A 19,734-nucleotide genomic window follows, 5' to 3' on the forward strand; every position below is an offset into this window, starting at 1 on the left:
GATGGTTCGGAAGGGAGGAGGGCGACCGAACGCCTCGGCGTGTCGCCGGGTTCGTTCATCGGCCAGGGCTTACGGCCCGGGGTGAAAGCGGGTGTTAACCGCACGCTATGTCAATAGCTCAACTTAAGCGCTCCGCAAGACATTGCGTAGAACCTGTTCCGATGGATACGCACGGTCTTCTCGACACCATCAAGAAAGAGATCCACCGCCGCCGCCGGATCTCGGCCAGGCTGATGGTGGGATTCTCGCTGGTGACCGTGCTGGGTTTTTCCGCGGTGTGCGGCAGCGTGCTGCTCGATATGCGGCGTGGCGCCGAAGAACTGGCGCGACAGACGCTGGAGAATCTCGCCGCCTCGATCGATGCCGACATCAATCGCAACATCGAACTGTACGACGCCTCGCTGCGTTCGGTCGCCAATAATCTGCTGCTGCCCGAACTGCGTTCCGTCTCCCCGCCGATCGATCGCTTGATCCTGTTCGATCATCTCGTTCCGGCTCCGCATCTCGGCGCGATCCGGGTCTATGACGAGCACGGCGACCTGACCCGCGATTCGGCGGTGCTGCACCCGGCAAAGGAGAACCGGAGCGACCAGCCGTTCTTCGCCGTCCATCGCGACGAGCCGTATTTCGGGCTGTACATCAGCGGCCCGCAGCAGCTCGACGGTCAATATTCGGTGGTGGTCAGCCGAAGGATCAACGGTCCCGGCGGGCAGTTCCTCGGCGTCGTCGCCGGCTCGATCAAGTTCGGCTACTTCCAGGATCTGTTCAAGCGGCTGCGGCTTCGGCCCAACGACATGATCGCGGTGATCGCCCAGGACGGCACCCTGGTGGTCCGCAACCCGTTCACCCAAGAGCTGATCGGCAAGAACATGATGTTCACGCCGGGCGTCCAGAAGATGTTCGAACGTCGCAACGGCTGGTTTGCGGGTGTGGGAACGGTGGACGGCGTGCAGCGGATGTTCGTCTGGAGCGACAGCACCAAGCCGCTGGTGGTGCTGGTGGCGAAGTCGTGGGACGACATCTACGCGATGTGGCGCCGCGAGGCGACCTGGATCGGCATCGTGCTGTTGGTTCTCGCCACTTTCGTGGCCGCCGTGACGGTGTTCTTTCTTCGCGAGATCGATCGTCGGGCTCAGGCCGAGCGCCAACTCGAGGAACTCGCCATCACTGATCCGCTGACCGGCCTGACCAACCGGCGCAAATTCGATGCGGCGATCGACACAGAATGGCGCCGCGCCATCCGGCAGAACACCCCGATCGCGCTGCTGATGATCGATGCCGATCACTTCAAGGCTTACAACGACCGCTTCGGTCATCAGGCCGGCGATCAGATGCTGGTCGGCATCGCAGTGTGCATTGCAGATACCGTACAACGCGCGGGCGACTGCGCCGCGAGATTTGGCGGCGAGGAATTTGCCGTGCTGCTGCCTGGCCTGACGGCATCGGCGGCCGAAGCCGTGGCCGAAACCATCCGGCGCAAGGTCCAGGAATGGTCGGATATCGAAGGCGGCGTGACCGTGTCGGTCGGGGTCGCCAGCACCACACCGGCTGCCGCGCATCAGTGGCACGATCTGGTCGAGGCCGCCGACCGCGCGCTGTATGCAGCCAAGGAGCTCGGCCGCAACCGCTGCGTCGTCGCCGTGCGGGGCGAGGTCACGCTGGTGGCGTAACCTCTCCGGCGCTTCGGTACCGCGCGATTATTTGTCGAGATAACGCTTCATGTCGTCGATCAGGGCGTCGCGCAGGTCGTCGCGCTGCATTGCAAACGCGATGTTGGCGCGCAGGAAGCCGGCCTTCGATCCGCAGTCGTGTCGCTCGCCCTCGAACTCCACGCCATAGAATTTCTGGGTCTTCGACAGCCCGATCATCGCGTCGGTGAGTTGAATCTCGCCGCCGGCGCCGCGCTCCTGCGTCGCCAGGATCTTGAAGATCTCGGGCTGCAGGATGTAGCGCCCGGTGATCGACAGGTTCGACGGCGCCGTGCCGGGAGCCGGTTTCTCGACCATGCCGTCGACCTCGAACACCTTGCCGGTCCGCTTGCCGACGCCGCAGATGCCGTACTGGTGGGTGCGGTCGGCCGGCACTTCTTCCACGGCGATGACGTTGGCCTTGTCGCCGAGCTTCTCGGCGGCCTGGATCATCTGCTTCAGGCAGCCCGGAGTATTGAGCACCAATTCGTCCGGCAGCACCACCGCGAACGGCTCGTTGCCGACGATGTCGCGCGCGCACCACACCGCGTGGCCGAGCCCGTGCGGCGCCTGCTGGCGGGTGAAGCTCATCGCGCCGGCCTCCGGCTGGTCCCGCGCCAGGATCTCCATCTCATTCTTCTTGTTGCGCTTCTCCAGCGTGACATCGAGTTCGAACTGACGGTCGAAGTGGTCCTCGATCATGCCCTTGTTGCGCCCGGTGACGAACACGAAGTGTTCGATGCCCGCTTCCCGCGCTTCGTCGACGACGTACTGGATCAACGGCTTGTCGACGATCGTCAGCATCTCCTTCGGCATCGCCTTGGTGGCGGGGAGAACGCGGGTGCCGAGGCCGGCGACCGGGAAGACGGCTTTGCGGATTTTCATGAGCTGGGAATCTTTCGAGAGGGACGTGACGGCGAAACCGGACGGTCTTGCAGCCTGCAACCAAGGCGGATGTGTGAAGTTCCGAAACGCGGCGCGCAGCGTCGCCGGAGACAGAATGTCACATCAGAACAGCGGCGTCCCCGGTACGAAAGCATCGAACGCGGCCCAGAACTGCTGGCGGTAACGATCCTGCTCCTGCAGGATTTCGTGCTTGGCGCCGGGAATCACCAGATGCGAGCCTGCGCGCAAATGATAGGCGAACTCTTCGATCGCAGGAGTCGAAACCACGCTGTCCATGCCGGCGGCGGTTATCAGGATCGGCTGCCGGATCTGCGACGGGTAGTCGGTGGCCTTGAAGGCGTGCATCGCGCGGAACGCGGAGTCGGCCCAGGCCACGGTCGGCGAGGCGAGGCCCAGCGTCGGGTCTTCGACGACGATCGCGGCGTTGCGGGCGTAGCGCACCGGGTCCGAGGTCAGCTTGTTGCCGACGAACGGCTCGGTGTTGGCGAGCACGTCGTTGCCGCCGGGCACGTAGCGGCCGCCCTGGCCGGCCAGCCGCATCGCGCGCAGCAGCAGCCTGATCGGCAGTGCGGTGGTGTTGCCGGCGAGGTCGATCATCGGGGCCGACAGCACCATGCGGTCGAACCAGCGCTTGCCGGAGCGCGCGATGCGCAGCATCACCGCTCCGCCCATCGAATGCGCCAGCGCGAAATGTGGCGGTGGGCAGTCCGGCAGCACCACGTCGCGGACGAAGGTTTCGACGTCGACCTCGAAGTCGGCGAAGTTGCGTACATAGCCCTTGCGATAGTCGCGCAGCCGTCGTTCCGAATGGCCCTGGCCGCGCCAGTCGAGCGCCGCGACCGCGAAGCCGCGATCGCGCAGGTCGCGCACCGTTTCGAAGTACTTTTCGATCTGCTCGGTGCGTCCGGTGAAGACGCACACGGTACCCTTGCGATGCCCCGGCGGCTCCCACCGCGCGAACCGCAAGCTCACCCCGTCGGGCGTCTTGATGAAACCGGAGACGGCGTTTTCGGGCACCGGATTGGCAGGAGTCGAGACGAGCGTCATGGACCGGTCCGGAGGGGCGCAAATGCCTGGAAAATTGGGATGAATGCGGCTGGCGCGAACAGCTTCGGGCCCCCTCTTGAACCCCGAAACACCCCTCCCATATCATCTTGGTGCAGGCCACACCAAGGGGTCAGGAACTGACTTCCCGGCTGCACGAATGGCCCGGCCCGATGGCGGGCGGGTCGTCACATAGTCGCTTCTAGGAGGACTTTGACCATGCGTAGCTTCGATCTCACCCCGTTCTATCGGTCCACCATCGGTTTCGACCGGCTGTTCAATCTGCTGGACCAGACGTCCGCCGACGCGGCGGCTCCCGGCTATCCGCCCTACAACATCGAGCGCACCGGCGAGAACGCGTATCGCATCACCGTTGCGGTCGCTGGATTCTCTCCGTCCGAACTGTCGATCGTCAGCAAGGAGAACACGCTGACCATCAAGGGCGAGAAGGGCGGTGAAGAGGCCGGCAAGGCCGAAGTGCTGTATCGCGGTATCGCCGCGCGCGCCTTCGAGCGGGCGTTCCAGCTCGCCGACTACGTCACGGTGAAGAATGCCAGCCTCGAAAATGGGCTGCTGCACGTCGACCTCGTGCGCGAGATCCCCGAGGCGAAGAAACCGCGTAGCATTCCGATCAGCATCAATGCTCAGGCGGCCCCGCAGGTGGTCACCAGCAACACCGAGAAGGCTGCCGCGTAACGCCGCGAGCCGTTCGGCGAATCCCTGTCGCTACATAGACCTCTAGCCAAGCAGGCGCCCCGGGCAACCGGGGCGCTTTTGTGTGATGGTCTGCCATCTTCACTCCAACGTCTGCACCGGCGGCAGCGGTTCGGTCGGGAGGATGGTGGCGGATGACTTTGCCTGGGCCGGTGCCGGACCCGCGGCCGATGGCGTTACGGCCGGCGAGGTCTGGACCGTGGCGGTGTCCTGCTTCGGCGCGCGGGCTCCGTCTTGCTTGGCCTGATCGAGCACCGGCTTCGAGCCGTCCTTGGCGGCGTCGGCGCCAGCGGCCTTGGCTGCCTTTTCACCCGCAGGGTGCTGCGGCGACGGCCGGGGTAGCGGGGTGGCCGGATTTCGGGCGGCGACGCGCGCGACCGGCTTCGGCGGCCGCGGCGGATTGCGTTCGATGAAGCGCGGCAGGCCCTGAATCCGGCCGTAGCTGGCGACTGTCACCTCTTCCATCCGGTCGCCCATCTGCCACGCCGGCATGAACCGGATCAGCCTGCCGGTGCGGGCGTCGATCACCAGGCGACCATCGTCGCCGTCCGGATTGATCACCGCCATGGTGTAGACGAGGCCGCGTTGGCGCGGGTAGCCGAGCGGTGCGAAACCTTCGGCGCGTGCCGCCCGGGTGACTGCGTCCGGCGACAGCACATCGAGCGCGTCGACCGGCGGCGCCGCGTGGCGCGTCTCTCGCCGCAGCGGCGGCGGCATCGCCGCGTAAGAGCCCTGAATGTCCGACACACTGGTGACGGGCGGCCTTGCGGCGCCGCCGGCCGGCAGCGGATCGGCCATCGCCGTGGTTGCGGCGGTCGCGGCTAGACCGGCCGACATCACCCACCCTTTGAATTTCATGGTTCGAAGCTCCCTGCAGCGCCCACTCCGGCGTGGCGCGGGCGGGAGCCTCACGGGGGAATTTGACCGGGGGTTGGCCCAAACGCGGCGCATTTGGCGTGAATCCGCGGCGACGGCGGATCGATCCAACGGAGGACTCGGGCGCGCTTGTGTGCTAGACAAAAATTTGGCAAAGTCGTGCTAGGACAGCATCGCTGTCTCATTTACGGTGGTATCCCGGCACGGGGTTTGCAGCGTCACGCGAGGCGATGGACGTCGCGCGCGGCACCTCATTGTCCGTTGGGCGATATGGACACCGGGGTCTGAATACGCAAATCGTGGCTCGCAGAGCGCGAGCGGTGGCCCGGAGGGTGCCGCGACCGCCTGAGCTGCGCCGACACTGGAGTATCCCCTCCCGGGATGAAGAGGACGAAGATGAGCGGGTCTGAGCTTGCGCGCGAAAACATGGTTGCCAATGCGCTGACGGCGGACTCGGCTGTCAAAACCGCCGTGCCCGAACACGCGCATGAGCACACTTGGCGCCCGGCCGCCGAAGGTCTGTACGACCTGTCGCGCGAGAAGGACGCCTGCGGCGTCGGCTTCATCGCCAACATCAAGGGCGCCAAGTCGCATCAGATCGTCTGCGACGCGCTGCGCATTCTGTGCAACCTCGAGCATCGCGGCGCGGTCGGTGCCGATCCGCGTGCCGGCGACGGCGCCGGCATTCTGGTGCAGATCCCGCACGCCTTCTTCAGCCGCAAGGCCGCCGAGCTCGGCTTCTCGCTGCCGGCGCCCGGCGAATACGCCGTCGGCGCGCTGTTCATGCCGCGCGAGACCTCGTGGCGGAAGGTGATCAAGAGCATCATCGAGGACCGCATCAAGGCCGAGGGCCTGACCTTCCTCGGCTGGCGCGACGTGCCGACCGACAATTCCTCGCTCGGCGAGACCGTCAAGCCCACCGAGCCTGCCAACATGCAGGTGTTCATCGGCCGCGGCAGTGCGATCAAGTCCGAGGACGAATTCGAGCGCAAGCTCTACATCCTGCGCAAGTCGATCTCGAACGCGATCTATCAGCGCCGCGAGCGTGGCCTGGCCGGTTACTATCCGGTGTCGCTGTCGTGCCGCACCGTGATCTACAAGGGCATGTTCCTGGCCGACCAGCTCGGCAAGTACTATCCCGACCTGCACGAGGACGATTTCGCCAGTGCGCTGGCGCTGGTGCATCAGCGGTTCTCGACCAACACCTTCCCGACCTGGTCGCTGGCGCATCCGTACCGCATGGTCGCGCACAACGGCGAGATCAACACCCTGCGCGGCAACGTCAACTGGATGGCCGCCCGGCAGGCCTCGGTGCATTCGGAGCTGTACGGCAAGGACATCAGCCGGCTGTGGCCGATCTCCTACGAGGGTCAGAGCGACACCGCCTGCTTCGACAACGCGCTCGAATTCCTGGTGCGCGGCGGCTACTCGCTGCCGCACGCGGTGATGATGATGATTCCGGAAGCGTGGGCCGGCAACCCGCTGATGGACGAGAAGCGCCGCGCGTTCTACGAGTACCATGCCGCGCTGATGGAGCCGTGGGACGGTCCGGCCGCGCTCGCCTTCACCGACGGCCGCCAGATCGGCGCCACGCTCGACCGTAACGGCCTGCGCCCGGCGCGCTATCTGGTCACCAAGGACGACCGCATCGTGATGGCGTCCGAAATGGGCGTCTTGAAGATTCCGGAAGACCAGATCGTCACCAAGTGGCGGCTGCAGCCCGGCAAGATGCTGCTGGTCGATCTCGAGCAGGGCCGGCTGATTCCCGACGAAGAGATCAAGGCGCAGCTCTCCGCCAGCCATCCTTATGCCGACTGGCTGCATCGCACCCAGATCGTGCTGGAAGAGCTGAAGGAAGCGCCGGTCAAGGGCCAGCGCTCCAACCTGCCGCTGCTCGATCGGCAGCAGGCGTTCGGCTATACGCAGGAAGACATCTCGATCCTGCTGACGCCGATGGCCTCGACCGGCGAGGAAGCCAACGGCTCGATGGGCAACGACACGCCGCTGTCGGCGCTGTCGGACAAGCCGAAGCTGCTCTACACCTATTTCAAGCAGAACTTCGCCCAGGTCACCAATCCGCCGATCGATCCGATCCGCGAGGAACTGGTGATGAGCCTGGTGTCGATCATCGGCCCGCGGCCGAATCTGTTCGACACCGCAGAGCTCGCCGGCACCAAGCGTCTGGAAGTGCGTCAGCCGATCCTCACCGACGGCGACCTCGAGAAGATCCGCTCGATCTCCGAGATCGGCGATCCGCACTTCAAGTCGCGCACGCTCGACACCACGTTCCATTCCGCGCTCGGCGCCTCTGCGATGGAGCAGGTGCTCGACGACCTCAACGCCCGCGCCGAATCCGCGGTGCGTGACGGCGTCAACATCATCATCCTGAGCGACCGCGCCGCCGGTGCCGATCGGATTCCGATCCCGGCGCTGCTGGCCTGCGCCTCCGTACATCATCATCTGATCCGCGTCGGCCTGCGCACCTCGGTCGGACTGGTGATCGAGTCGGGCGAGCCGCGCGAAGTGCATCACTTCGCCTGTCTGGCCGGTTTCGGCGCCGAGGCGATCAATCCGTATCTGGCGTTCGAGACCATCATCGCGCTGAAGGACCGGCTGCCGGCCAAGCTCGACGACTACGAGATCGTCAAGCGCTACATCAAGTCGATCGGCAAGGGCCTCTTGAAGGTGATGTCCAAGATGGGCATCTCGACCTACCAGTCGTATTGCGGCGCGCAGATCTTCGATGCCGTCGGCCTGCGCCACGACTTCATCGCCAAGTACTTTGCCGGCACCCACTCGCAGATCGAGGGCGTCGGCCTCGCCGAGATCGCCGAAGAGACCGTGCGCCGGCATCGCGACGCGTTCGGCGATGCGCTGGTGTACAAGACCGCGCTCGATGTCGGCGGCGAATACGCTTTCCGCACCCGCGGCGAAGACCACGCCTGGACGGCGGATTCTGTCGCGACGCTGCAGCATGCGGTGCGCGGCAATTCGCAGGAGCGCTACCGCGCTTTCGCCAAGCTGCTCAACGATCAGCAGGAAAAGCTGCTGACGCTGCGCGGCCTGTTCAAGATCAAGGGCGCCGAGGCCGAAGGCCGCAAGCCGGTGCCGCTCGCCGAAGTCGAACCGGCCGCCGAGATCGTCAAGCGGTTCGCGACCGGCGCGATGAGCTTCGGCTCGATCTCGCGCGAGGCGCACACCACGCTGGCGATCGCCATGAACCGGATCGGCGGCAAGTCGAACACCGGCGAGGGCGGCGAGGAGCCGGATCGCTTCAAGCCGATGGCGAACGGCGACTCGATGCGCTCGGCGATCAAGCAGGTCGCCTCGGGCCGGTTCGGTGTGACGACGGAATATCTCGCCAATTCCGACATGATCCAGATCAAGATGGCGCAGGGTGCCAAGCCCGGCGAAGGCGGTCAGTTGCCCGGCCACAAGGTCGATGCGACGATCGCGGCGGTGCGCCACTCGACCCCCGGCGTCGGCCTGATCTCGCCGCCGCCGCACCACGACATCTACTCGATCGAGGATCTGGCGCAGCTCATCTACGATCTGAAGAACGTCAATCCGTCGAGCGCGATCTCGGTGAAGCTGGTGTCGGAAATCGGCGTCGGCACCGTCGCGGCGGGTGTTGCGAAAGCGCGCGCCGACCACGTCACCATCTCGGGCTTCGAAGGCGGCACCGGCGCTTCGCCGCTGACCTCGATCAAGCACGCCGGCAGCCCGTGGGAAATCGGCCTTGCCGAAACTCACCAGACCCTGGTGCGCGAGCGGTTGCGGTCGCGTATCGCCGTGCAGGTCGACGGCGGTTTCCGCACCGGCCGTGACGTCGTGATCGGTGCGCTGCTCGGCGCCGACGAGTTCGGCTTCGCCACCGCGCCGCTGATCGCGGCCGGCTGCATCATGATGCGCAAGTGCCATCTCAACACCTGCCCGGTCGGCGTCGCGACCCAGGATCCGGTGTTGCGCAAGCGCTTCACCGGCCAGCCCGAGCACGTCATCAACTACTTCTTCTTCGTCGCCGAAGAAGTCCGCGAGCTGATGGCGAGCCTCGGCTACCGTACCTTCAACGAGATGGTCGGCCAGTCGCAGATGCTCGATCAGGCCGCGCTGGTGGCGCATTGGAAGGCCAAGGGCCTCGACTTCTCCAAGCTGTTCTTCAAGCAGAAGGCGGAGAAGGGGCAGACGATCTTCCACTCGGAATATCAGGATCATCATCTCGACAGCGTGCTCGACCGCAAGCTGATCGCCAAGTCGCAGGCGGCGATCGACCGCGGTGCGCCGGTGAAGTTCGAGATCGAGATCAACAACACCGACCGCTCGGCCGGCGCGATGCTGTCCGGCACTGTCGCCAAGCATTACGGCCACGCCGGCCTGCCGGCAGACACCATCCAGGTGCACCTCAAGGGCACCGCGGGTCAGGCGTTCGGCGCCTGGCTGGCGCGCGGCATCACCTTCGATCTCGAAGGCGAAGGCAACGACTACGTCGGCAAGGGTCTGTCGGGCGGCAAGATCATCGTCCGGCCGCCGGCGATTTCCGGCATCGTGCCGGAAGAGTCGATCATCGTCGGCAACACCGTGATGTACGGTGCGATCGAGGGCGAGTGCTACTTCCGCGGCATCGCCGGCGAGCGCTTCGCGGTGCGTAACTCGGGCGCGGTCGCGGTGGTCGAAGGCGCCGGCGATCATTGCTGCGAATACATGACCGGCGGCATCGTCGTGGTGCTCGGCAAGACCGGGCGCAATTTCGCGGCCGGCATGTCGGGCGGCGTCGCCTACGTGCTGGACGAGGACGGCTGTTTCACCAAGACCTGCAATATGGCGATGGTCGAGCTCGAGCCGGTGCTGTCGGAAGAGATGATCAACGCCGGCGCGTTCCATCAGGCCGGCGATCTCGAAGCGCACGGCAAGGTCGACGTGTTCGCCGATCTGCTCGGCGCCGACGTCGAACGGCTGCATGTCTTGATCTCGCGCCACGCCAAGTATACCGGCTCCAAGCGCGCCCAGGACATCCTGGCGAACTGGGCGAGCTACCTGCCGAAGTTCCGCAAGGTGATGCCGGTCGAGTATCGCCGCGCCCTGCGCGAGATGAAAGCTCGCGCCGCCGAGGAGCCGAAGATCGCGATCGGGGCGTAGGTTCTCGATCGCTCATCCTTCGAGACGCGCGCCGCAGGCGCGCTGCTCAGGATGAGGGCCGGACGCGCGGCGTGCCGCTGTCCGGCAACCAGCACAGTCCCCTCGAGGTGAGGAGGCGCAAAGCGCCGTCTCGAACCATGAGGGCCACGAAACGAAGACTTAAAGTCGAAGACAAGAATTCGAGGCGTCAGAGTTCGATGGGCAAGGTCACGGGGTTTCTGGAAATCGAGCGGCACGATCGCGCCTATGCGCCGGTCGCCGAGCGGATCAAGGGCTACAACGAATTCGTGGTGCCGCTCAGCGAGAAAGACCTGCGCGACCAGGCTGCCCGCTGCATGAACTGCGGCATCCCGTATTGCCACGGCACCGGCTCGCCGCAGCCGGGAGCGACCGGCTGCCCGGTCAACAACCAGATCCCGGACTGGAACGACCTAGTCTACAACGGCTATTGGCAGGAAGCCGCGCGCACCCTGCACTCGACCAACAACTTCCCGGAATTCACCGGCCGGATCTGCCCGGCGCCGTGCGAAGCGTCGTGCACGCTGAACATCGACGACAACCCGGTCACCATCAAGACGATCGAATGCGCGATCGTCGACACCGCGTTCGATAACGGCTGGGTCAAGCCGGAGATCGCCGCGGTCAAGACCGGCCAGAGCGTCGCGATCGTCGGCGCCGGCCCGGCCGGCCTTGCCTGCGCCCAGCAGCTCGCGCGCGCCGGCCACGACGTCCACGTCTATGAGAAGTTCGCCAAGGCCGGCGGCCTGCTGCGCTACGGCATCCCGGACTTCAAGATGGAGAAGCATCTGATCGACCGCCGCGTCGCGCAGATGGAGGCCGAAGGCGTCACCTTCCATTACGGCGCGCCGGTCGGCGGCAGCGCTCCGGGCGCGGTCGATCCGGCCGAGCTCCTGAAGCAGTACGACGCCGTGGCGCTGACCGGCGGCGCCGAAGCGCCGCGCGATCTGCCGATCCCGGGCCGTGAGCTTGCCGGCATCCATTTCGCGATGGACTTCCTCACCCAGCAGAACCGCCGGGTCTCCGGCGAAGCCGTGAACGGCACCGACATCCTCGCCGCCGGCAAGAACGTGGTGGTGATCGGCGGCGGCGACACCGGTTCGGACTGCATCGGCACCTCGATCCGTCAGGGCGCCAAGTCGGTGACCCAGATCGAGATCATGCCGGCGCCGCCGGAGCGCGAGAACAAGGGACTGACCTGGCCGAACTGGCCGATGAAGATGCGCACCTCCTCGAGCCAGGCCGAAGGCGCGCAGCGCGAATTCGCCGTGATGACCCAGTCGTTCGAAGGCGAGGGCGGCGTCGTCAAGAAGCTGAACTGCGTCCGCGTCGATGCCAAGTTCCAGCCGATCCCCGGCACCGAATTCGTGCTCGAAGCCGACCTCGTGCTGCTGGCGATGGGCTTCGTCTCGCCGGTCAAGGAAGGTCTCCTCACCCAGCTCGGCGTCGCGCTCGACCCGCGCGGCAACGTCGCCGCCGACCTGTCGCACTTCACCACCTCGGTCGACAAAGTCTTCGCCGCCGGCGACATGCGCCGCGGTCAGTCGCTGGTGGTCTGGGCGATCAGGGAAGGGCGCCTGTGTGCGCAGGCGATCGACCGGTTCTTGATGGGTAGCACGACGCTGCCGCGGTAAGCCCCGCATAGCAGCGCCGTAGGATGGGTTGAGCGCAGCGAAACCCATCATCACGCCGCGCGGCGATGGGTTTTGCGCTGCTCGACCCATCCTACAGACGATCACTCACGCAGGCCTCATGCGCGGGCTCGACCCGCGCATCCATCGCGCGCGCAACTAACCAACAGCACGGCCTCATCCTGAGGAGCCGCGGCGAAGCTCGAAGAGCGTAGCCGGGGCGTCTCGAAGGATGGATTGCCAGGTCAAGCCCGGCAATGACGCAGCACCGCAGGGCGGTAGGATGGGTTGAGCAAAGCGAAGCTCTCCATATGGCGTTGCCGCGAAGCGGTATGTGCCGCGCGGATCAATCCATCTCATGCGTTGGACTGCATCGTCATGTGACAGTCAGGATGGTATGCCAAGTCGGTGGGGGTCGATTAGCCAACCACGTACGTTGCAAAGAAATTGCCAAACGTCCCCTGTCGTTGGTTTCGAATAGTCCGGATGTTTGGAGTCTTCGCCCATCTTTGTAAAAATGTCGATCAGCCACGGAGGTCCATGCCCGCGAGCGCCAAGGTTAGCTAACCAACATTCCAGCTCTCCACCAGGAACGACGAAAAGTCCGTACTCCGCGAGCTGATTGAGCAGGCTTCGAGCGACGTTCGAATCGCCTTCGGTGAGTAGATTGATTCCGCCGTCGCGCTTCATGTCTTTTCCGGTAGCGGCAATTGCCGATTTTACAGAGGTGCGGAGTGACGCCAACGCGTCCCGAGCGATCTCTGGAATGTTCGCGCCGTCAAGAATGCCGGACCACTGTTTTCCACTGTCCTTTAGTACGTCGATATCGACGATACCGGCCGTTGGAATGCCGAGCCTCCGAAGCGGTGCCATGATGGTCTGAATCGTGTGCTTCCCCTGTGAGTTGAGGAACAGGCAGTTTGGAATTCCCCACTCAGGTTTGTACCGCAAAAGCCTTTCGTTGATCTCTTGGTAGAATGCACGGTCTGCGTCTGATTCTGTGACGACAACGTTCTCATAAAAAAGACCGTTGAGAACGCCGGTCGATCTGAGCAATGGATTTTTCATTAGCTCGAGAATCTCAGAGCTAGGCAAGACGCGAGCAGTTGCAACACCCGAGCGATATGTGAGCCGAATGATGTTGACGGGGGCGCCTGATTGGATACAGCCCATCACGAATTGAGGGCTGTGTGTAGAAGCAAAAACTCGCTTATTCGAGTTGACGGCTGCGCGAGAAACTTCGTCACCGAGCTTGTGGGCCAGCGATGGATGAAGGAAAGCTTCTGGCTCATCTATAAGCAGAACGTGGGGATTTCCCGCAATAAGCTCCATAATGATTCCAGTGAATGCTTTCACTCCATCGCTGGCATCCTCTATTGGAGGCGCGGCGGAATGAAACGCGACGCCCGCCTCGTGGATGTTCCGTTCTTCCATTTCATCGTATGGCGCGCGCGGAGAATATCGTATCCGTAGGTGTCCCAAATTTGTCGGGTCTACCACAAAATATGATTGAAACGCTTCGTAGCCTATTCTTCGTACCTCTTTCCGCTTTTCATTGTCCCGGAATAACGTTTGAAGTGTGGTCTGGGGGTTCTTTTGTAGGTCGCCTCCGGGGCTCTGATTAATTAGATTGATGCGGTTGTGTCCGTCCAGTTTGATAACGAAATGACGTAAGTACCATTGGATAAAGACGTCTGGCTGTTCGTTTGGCTTTTGCGGAATCTCGTAAAGTAGTTTGAGATCAACTTGCATTCTGGTTCCTCTGGAAGCGATGATCGCTCCGCCGGGCCGGATAGTCTCGTTTGGTTGTTTCTCGGATAGTATGCTGGAGAGATTGTCCCGTATTTCATCTGGAGAACGTCCTTCAAACGCAATTTTATCTATTATCAGGCCGTTCGAAGAGCTCGCTCCCTCCGTTGTGTATTTATATATTTCCAACAGCGTTCTGCTCTTTCCCGAATTGTTGGGCCCTACGAACAGATTCACCGGTTCGGCGTGAATGGGATGTGGAGGCGTGTCCGGATTGCTGCCGAACTTCAAATATACAGTGCTAATCATTCCCGTCTGCCTTGGTGCAAGAACTTTGAGCGTCGTCTCTGAGGGCTTTTGTGTTGCATACACGAGTTGACACTCAATCAATATAGGAATATAAGCCGATGCACCCTCTCCCATCGAGGGGCGCCTCCGGAGGCGTCTTGAGGCGGGGAGAGGGGCGGCGTCCTGCGTTGCGTGGTTCGCAGCCACGTGGCCCGGGAGGCCGAGGGTCGCCGTCCGCCGCTACTACGAGCGGCCGCCGCTTCAGAGGCTGGACGGGTACAGTGGAGGCCGGGGAAAGCCCGCAAGCTCGCTGTGTCCCGGAAGAACGGTCCTTCGGCCCAAAGATCGCCGCGGTGGGCGCGCCGTGAGGCGTTGCGCGAGGGATCGCAAGCCCTCGCGACAAGATCCACCCTTAGCGCCGCACGGCGCGCCCCGCCCCTCGCTGCGATAGCGACGGGCGCACAACTCGGGCTCATCGAGCCGCGAGAGCGATTGGCCGTGGCTGTTTGACAGTGTGGATCGGAGAATGGGATGAGGCGGTGCGCTCGCGCCGCGCTGCTCGGCATCGCCCGACGTGATCGGGCGACCAGCAGTTCAGCCCGTAGGGCGGATTAGCGAAGCGTAATCCGCCGCCACTTGGACGCAAGCCCAGCCGCCGCTCGGCGGGCTACGCCTTCGGCTACCCCGCCCTACGGTCACACGTCGGCGTTACGTTTTCTTCTTCGCAAACATCGTCTCGAATAGCTGTTTGGCGCGCGTGAGGCCTTGGCCGGTGAAGACGACCGACTTCACCTTACCGGCCGGGTTTCCGATCAGACCCTTGTCGTGCAGCCGGTCGAGGGTGTCCCAGTCGTGGCCTTTCCAGGCGCGGGTTCGGTCATGCAGCGTCAGATACAGCAGCGCCAGAGTCGCGTCGTCGATCTTGTCGGTGTCGAATTCCATCCTCGATCTCCTGGCCGGTTGGGCGGATGAGCGAAGCGTAATCTGTCACTCCCTCAATGAGAACACCGTTGCCACCGGCGGGTTACGCCTTTGGCTGACCCGCGCTACGGTCAAGCGACGCTAGGCTTCGCCGAACTCACCTTCGACACTGGCATCACCCGCCCAGTCGAGCGGAAACACCCCGCGTCGGACGTCGCGATGGAACGACGAATACGGCCAATCCTGCACACGGCTAACCAGCCCATGCTTCACCGGGTTGATCATGCAGTACTCGACGTGCCGGACGTAGTCCGCCTCGTCGCGGATCAAGTGCTCCCAGAACCGGCGCTGCCAGATGCCGCGTTCGCCCCGCCTGGCGCGCACCGCGCTCAGCCGCTCCGCTTTGGGCAATTCCTTTGCGAAACGCGTCTTGATCAATCGCCAGCGGGTCGAAAAATCAGCATCGCCGTGCGGCAGAGTCCACACCGCGTGAAGATGATCCGGAAGCACCACGACGGCGTCGATCTCGAACGGAAAGCGCTCCCGCGTGCGCGCGACCGCGTCACGCAGAATCGCGATGTGATCGACCAGCAGCGTGTTGCGGCGTTCGAGCAGAGTGACGGTGAAGAACCAACATCCGCCCGGAACGAAGGCACGACGGTAGTTCGGCATCGGCCACCTCGGGCGCAGATGGCGGATTACGCTTCGCTAATCCGCCCTACGATCGCCTCTCCGCTACTTCACCGCCGCCCGCATCGCTTTCCAGTCGAAGCCTTTCGCGGTCGCCAGCGCGTCGTCTTCGCCGAGCCCCTTGAACGACAGCGACAGTGCGGCGGCGGGGCCGAGCGCGATCAGGATGGTGCCGGACTTGTCGCTGGCCTGGAACGTCCGCGTCACCTTGAAGCCGTCGATGGTGGTGGTGCTGGCCGGGCCGTGGCTGGCTTCGGTCTTCATCCCGGTGCCGCCGGCCGCCAGCCGGCTCTGCGCCGGCGGGCCGGCGAGGAGCTGGACGCTGACATGGATCTCGCCGCGCGCGTAGCCACGCTGCACCACCACGATCCGGCTGCCGCCGTCCTGCATCGCCATGCCGCCGAGCTTGCCGGCTTTCCAGCCTGGCAGCTCGACCAAGAGCGGCGCATACGGATCGAGGCCGTCGCCGGCGCGCGCCGCGGACGGCGGCGCCAGCACCGCCGCGGCAAGCGCGGGCATTGCGACAGCCAAACCAGCAAGACGACGACGCGCGATCATGACAACCTCCAGTTCAAGACAGCGGCGGCAGCCTAGCAAGGCCGCAGGCCCCAGCATTGATCTGAGCGCACGATCGCCGAAGGTCGCAGGCCGTCGCCGTGCTGACCCGGGCGCGCCGGATCGGACGCGCCCCCCGTCGACCGACGCCATGCCGGACCACGGCGTTCGCCGTGCCCGGCGGAGGCGCCGCGGCAGCTTGGCCTGCGTTCCGCGCGGCCGGCTCAGCGCTGGCCGACGATGGTGCAGAACTCCACCGACTGGCCGTCGCGGAAGGTTTGATGGTGCAGGTTGGTGGTGATGGTCTCGAAGCCGAGGATCTTCAGAATCTCGATGATCGTCGCAGTCGGCAGGAACCACCAGGACTCGATCGGCTCGAGCCGGTCGGCCCGCGGCAGGAATTGCAGATAGAGCTGGCCCGACGGCGGTTCGATCGGCTCCTGGTTCCAGAAAAAGAACGGCTTGGTCAGTTCGGTGACGACGATGCGGTCGCGGCAGCGCTCGGCGGCGCGGTGCAGCGCCAGGAACGGATCGCGCAGGTGCAGCAGCATGTTCTTGACCGTCACGATGTCGAAATCACCGAGGCTGTCGTCGACATTGTAGACCGAGCCGTAGGCCATCTTGGCACGCGACTGGTACTTCTGGTGCGACAGCCACCAGGAATTGTTGATGCGCCGCAGATGCTGCTTGCGCTGCTCGATCACAGCGGCGACCTCCGCCTTCTTGTAGGGCACGATGTCCCATTCGTGCTTGTCGTCGAGATCGTAGGCCACCACCTCGGCGCCCTGTTTCTCCATCCAGAAGCACAGATGGCCGCTCGCCGAGCCGATCTCCAGCACGCGCTTGCCGCTGAGATCGATGCCGCCGACATAGTCCGCCTCGCGGCCGCGGATGTCCCATTCGCCCGGAATCAGCCCGAGCTCCGGCAGCTCGACGGTGTGGTAGAAGTAGCAGTCGTTCAGCGTCACGTCGCGCGGCGGTGCAAAGGTCATCGAACTGGTCCCGGGGGTCGGCGCGGAGGCTGCCAGATCTCCGCAGATTTGAAGCGGGCGGACTATAGTGGACCGCGGAGCGCGGTCAAATCGCGGCCGGTCGCCCGGTGAGGCCGGCGCGCGCTGCGTCCGGCGTGCCGTGTCTGCGCCCGCTGGCGCGCCGCCGCGCATCGTGGCACATCGGTCCACCGCCGATCGACACTGCCGGGAGACGCCGCGTGCCTGCCCTCGCTCCGAGACCGCCCCTCGTGAAGAGACTGGCGCTCACGCCCGGCACCCGCCTTGTCGCTGCGCTGCTGGTGCTCGTGGGTCTGTCGTTCGCGGTGACGCTTGCGACCGGCTACAATGCGGATGCGTTGTACGTCTATTCGCAGGCGAAGGACCTGATCCAGCTCGGCTCGCTGCGCGGCTGGACGTTCTCGGCGATCCCGTTCACCGTGCCCGACCTTTTGATCGCGCTGCCTTTCGCGGCGTTGGTGCAGAACCCGCGCGTCTATTATCTGGTCGCCGCGCCGGTCCAGATCGTCCTGCTCGGTGCCGCGCTGTCGGTCTGGCTTTCGCGGACGCAAGGCCGGCGGTTCGACCGGACGATGCTGCAGTTCGCGATCGGTGCCGCGTTCATCGTCCTGCTGTGTGGCGCTGCGCTCCATCCGTTCGGATATTTCGCCGTCCAGCCGCTGTTCATCCTGAACTATCACGGTCTGGCGGCGATCTGCGCCACGGTGCTGGCCGTCGTGGCCTGCGACGACGATTTCAGGATGCTCAGGAATCACCTGACGGCGACGCTGGTGGCAGTCGCGCTGCTGACCGCCTCGGATTTCTACTTCGCGTTCTATTTCGGTGCGATGCTGGGCGCGTCCCTGCTGCTGTCGCGATCGCTGGCGCTGCTGCCGCTGGTCGCCGCGGTCGGATCGCTGTCCGGCGCGGTGTTCGTCGCCTCGTATCTGCTGAACCCCTCGCTCGGCGTGCATATCGAGGCGAACGCCGCGATCAAGGCCGAGCTCGGCACCGGGCAGGTCGTGTCGCGGATGATCGGCCTGATGGTGGTGCCGACCGTCCTGGTGCTGATCCTGCGACTTCGCGGCACGCTGTCGCGGCGCAGCCTGATCCTCTACGTGGCGCTGGTCGCGACGAGTGCTGCCCTGGCCGCCGGCGGCCTGATCAAGGACCGATACGGGTTCCGCTACCTGACGATCCTGGTACCGGTCTCGCTGGTGCTGTTTCTCGAGGTCGTGCGCGCGGTGCCGCCGCGGCGCGAGGCGGCGCTTCTGGCGGCCGCGGCCGCGAGTGTCGGCGCTGCCGTGCTGGTAGTCAGCCTGAAGCCGACCGCGACGCTATCGACCTACCGCGACGAGATCGCCTGCATCGACGCGGCCGATCGCCCTGGCTCGACCATCGTCGCCGAATATTGGCCTGCCAAGATCGTGTTCGAGGGCACCGGCCGCCGCCACAATCTCGTTCAGGTGGACGGAGCGCTGCATCCCCGGGACTGGATCAGCAACGCGCGATGGCGCTCCCTGCACGCCGGCGGCCGCACGACGTTCGTCGTCACCGACCAGATCGCGCAGCAACCGCTGGCCCGCCTCGCGCGCGACACCGCGGCCGAGACCATCTGCGGCGGCAGACTCCTGAGGATCGATCGCCCTCCGGCCGAGCTGGACGACCTGAAATGGGCTGCGCCCGAAGCCGCGGATTAGCGCGCACCGATCTGGATCACAGACACTTCACTATTCATGATTCCAATCACATTGCGGAGGTGCAACAGGCGCACCCGACACCTGATGATTGTGCTCAATCAATGCTGCGCGAAGACGGCGGACTAAGCTCGCGCGCGAACTCACAGCGGAGGACGTTTGTCATGACCGCATCCGAGGTCGAAGCCCTGCATGGTTTTCTGTTCGCCAAGCTCGCCGCGATCGGCTCGAGAAGCGAGACGCCGATCTACTACCTGCAGCAATTCGACGACAGCGACCACCGCGTCGCAGTCGACGGCAAGTTGTTTCACGATGAACCGACGCTGCGACCCTATCTCGCCACCAAGGTGACGGTGACCGGCACGCAGGGACCGGAGTATTTCCAAGTCGCCTCGATCACGCGCTGCTCGCCGGAAACCGACGGCTGCGTGATCAATTGGGGCGACTGAGCCACGGCAACACTTGCGGATTCGCTCGCGAACGCGCGCCGCTTGGGCTCGGGCACGACCGGCCAATGCCCGCTTGGACGGCTACTCGCGACATTAACGTTCAGTTAACGATAACCGGACGCTGACGCGAACCAGACAATTGTCGTCGCGATTAGTATCGCATCGAAACCGATGGAGAGATGCGATGAGCGAAGCGACGTTGATACTTCCGAACATGCGCGGCGGCTGCGCCACCGCCGATGGCAAGGTGCACACGCTGTTTCGGATCAACAGCCGCGTCCGGCGCAAGATGGCGCAGCCGACGGCAGTGACGTCCGCGCCGCCGGCCGCAAACGATGATCGCACGCCGGACGATCGCGCCCGCGAAGGCTGAGTCCGTTCGC

Annotated in this window: 15 protein-coding genes; 7 read left to right on the plus strand and 8 right to left on the minus strand. The window is 64.5% G+C overall.

The features are described from left to right. Positions 1-161 precede the first annotated feature (161 nt). On the plus strand, positions 162-1,670 hold the full coding sequence (locus DU475_RS00345) for a sensor domain-containing diguanylate cyclase (RefSeq protein WP_164630039.1): 1,509 nt from the start codon (positions 162-164) through the stop codon (positions 1,668-1,670). Positions 1,671-1,697: 27 nt separating this feature from the next. On the opposite strand, the gene galU is transcribed toward DU475_RS00345, so the two are convergent. Together galU and DU475_RS00355 are read right to left on the minus strand one after the other, a co-directional pair. Next, the gene (gene galU, locus DU475_RS00350; protein ID WP_013500834.1) at positions 1,698-2,573 is read right to left on the minus strand and encodes a UTP--glucose-1-phosphate uridylyltransferase GalU; all 876 of its coding nucleotides are present in this window, start codon (positions 2,571-2,573) and stop codon (positions 1,698-1,700) included. Between the two features lie 123 nt (positions 2,574-2,696). Next, positions 2,697-3,641 carry an alpha/beta hydrolase gene (locus tag DU475_RS00355; RefSeq protein WP_164630041.1) on the minus strand — a complete coding sequence of 315 codons (945 nt, stop codon included), beginning with the start codon at positions 3,639-3,641 and terminating at the stop codon, positions 2,697-2,699. 216 nt (positions 3,642-3,857) lie between these two features. Here DU475_RS00355 and DU475_RS00360 point away from each other — a divergent pair, with 216 nt between their 5' ends. After that, positions 3,858-4,334, plus strand: a complete 477-nt coding sequence (locus tag DU475_RS00360) for an Hsp20 family protein (RefSeq protein WP_013500836.1) — start codon at positions 3,858-3,860, stop codon at positions 4,332-4,334. Positions 4,335-4,433: 99 nt separating this feature from the next. On the opposite strand, the gene DU475_RS00365 is transcribed toward DU475_RS00360, so the two are convergent. After that, a complete protein-coding gene (locus DU475_RS00365) occupies positions 4,434-5,210 on the minus strand; it encodes a hypothetical protein (protein ID WP_164630043.1) in 777 nt (258 codons plus the stop codon). A 414-nt stretch (positions 5,211-5,624) separates the two neighbouring features. Here DU475_RS00365 and gltB point away from each other — a divergent pair, with 414 nt between their 5' ends. Both gltB and DU475_RS00375 read left to right on the plus strand, forming a co-directional pair. Further along, a complete protein-coding gene (gene gltB / locus DU475_RS00370; RefSeq protein WP_164630044.1) occupies positions 5,625-10,364 on the plus strand; it encodes a glutamate synthase large subunit in 4,740 nt (1,579 codons plus the stop codon). 197 nt (positions 10,365-10,561) lie between these two features. Next, positions 10,562-12,016 (plus strand): glutamate synthase subunit beta, encoded by a 1,455-nt coding sequence (locus DU475_RS00375; protein ID WP_142881869.1) that lies wholly within the window; start codon positions 10,562-10,564, stop codon positions 12,014-12,016. A 384-nt stretch (positions 12,017-12,400) separates the two neighbouring features. On the opposite strand, the gene DU475_RS00380 is transcribed toward DU475_RS00375, so the two are convergent. The 5 genes from DU475_RS00380 to DU475_RS00400 all read right to left on the minus strand — a co-directional run bounded on the left by DU475_RS00380 (position 12,401) and on the right by DU475_RS00400 (position 17,208). Continuing rightward, positions 12,401-14,185 carry an ATP-dependent nuclease gene (locus DU475_RS00380; RefSeq protein ID WP_205524147.1) on the minus strand — a complete coding sequence of 595 codons (1,785 nt, stop codon included), beginning with the start codon at positions 14,183-14,185 and terminating at the stop codon, positions 12,401-12,403. Positions 14,186-14,758: 573 nt separating this feature from the next. After that, positions 14,759-14,992, minus strand: coding sequence for a DUF6429 family protein (locus DU475_RS00385; RefSeq protein ID WP_164630046.1), 234 nt, complete (start codon positions 14,990-14,992; stop codon positions 14,759-14,761). 120 nt (positions 14,993-15,112) lie between these two features. After that, entirely contained in the window at positions 15,113-15,643 is a 531-nt protein-coding gene (locus DU475_RS00390; protein WP_164630048.1) for an REP-associated tyrosine transposase, read from the minus strand. 63 nt (positions 15,644-15,706) lie between these two features. After that, the gene (locus DU475_RS00395; protein WP_246700198.1) at positions 15,707-16,180 is read right to left on the minus strand and encodes a hypothetical protein; all 474 of its coding nucleotides are present in this window, start codon (positions 16,178-16,180) and stop codon (positions 15,707-15,709) included. A gap of 260 nt (positions 16,181-16,440) precedes the next feature. Continuing rightward, positions 16,441-17,208, minus strand: a complete 768-nt coding sequence (locus DU475_RS00400; protein ID WP_013501529.1) for a class I SAM-dependent methyltransferase — start codon at positions 17,206-17,208, stop codon at positions 16,441-16,443. 248 nt (positions 17,209-17,456) lie between these two features. On the opposite strand from DU475_RS00400, the gene DU475_RS00405 reads away from it, so the two are divergent. The 3 genes from DU475_RS00405 to DU475_RS00415 all read left to right on the plus strand — a co-directional run bounded on the left by DU475_RS00405 (position 17,457) and on the right by DU475_RS00415 (position 19,724). Continuing rightward, positions 17,457-18,905: a hypothetical protein gene (locus DU475_RS00405; RefSeq protein WP_164630052.1), complete on the plus strand. Its 1,449-nt coding sequence runs from the start codon at positions 17,457-17,459 to the stop codon at positions 18,903-18,905. 161 nt (positions 18,906-19,066) lie between these two features. After that, a complete protein-coding gene (locus DU475_RS00410; RefSeq protein ID WP_164630054.1) occupies positions 19,067-19,351 on the plus strand; it encodes a hypothetical protein in 285 nt (94 codons plus the stop codon). A 184-nt stretch (positions 19,352-19,535) separates the two neighbouring features. Beyond that, the gene (locus DU475_RS00415) at positions 19,536-19,724 is read left to right on the plus strand and encodes a hypothetical protein (protein ID WP_047309809.1); all 189 of its coding nucleotides are present in this window, start codon (positions 19,536-19,538) and stop codon (positions 19,722-19,724) included. Positions 19,725-19,734: the final 10 nt, after the last annotated feature.

The sequence above is a fragment of the Rhodopseudomonas sp. WA056 genome (assembly GCF_010906995.1).
Lineage (GTDB): Bacteria > Pseudomonadota > Alphaproteobacteria > Rhizobiales > Xanthobacteraceae > Rhodopseudomonas > Rhodopseudomonas palustris_G.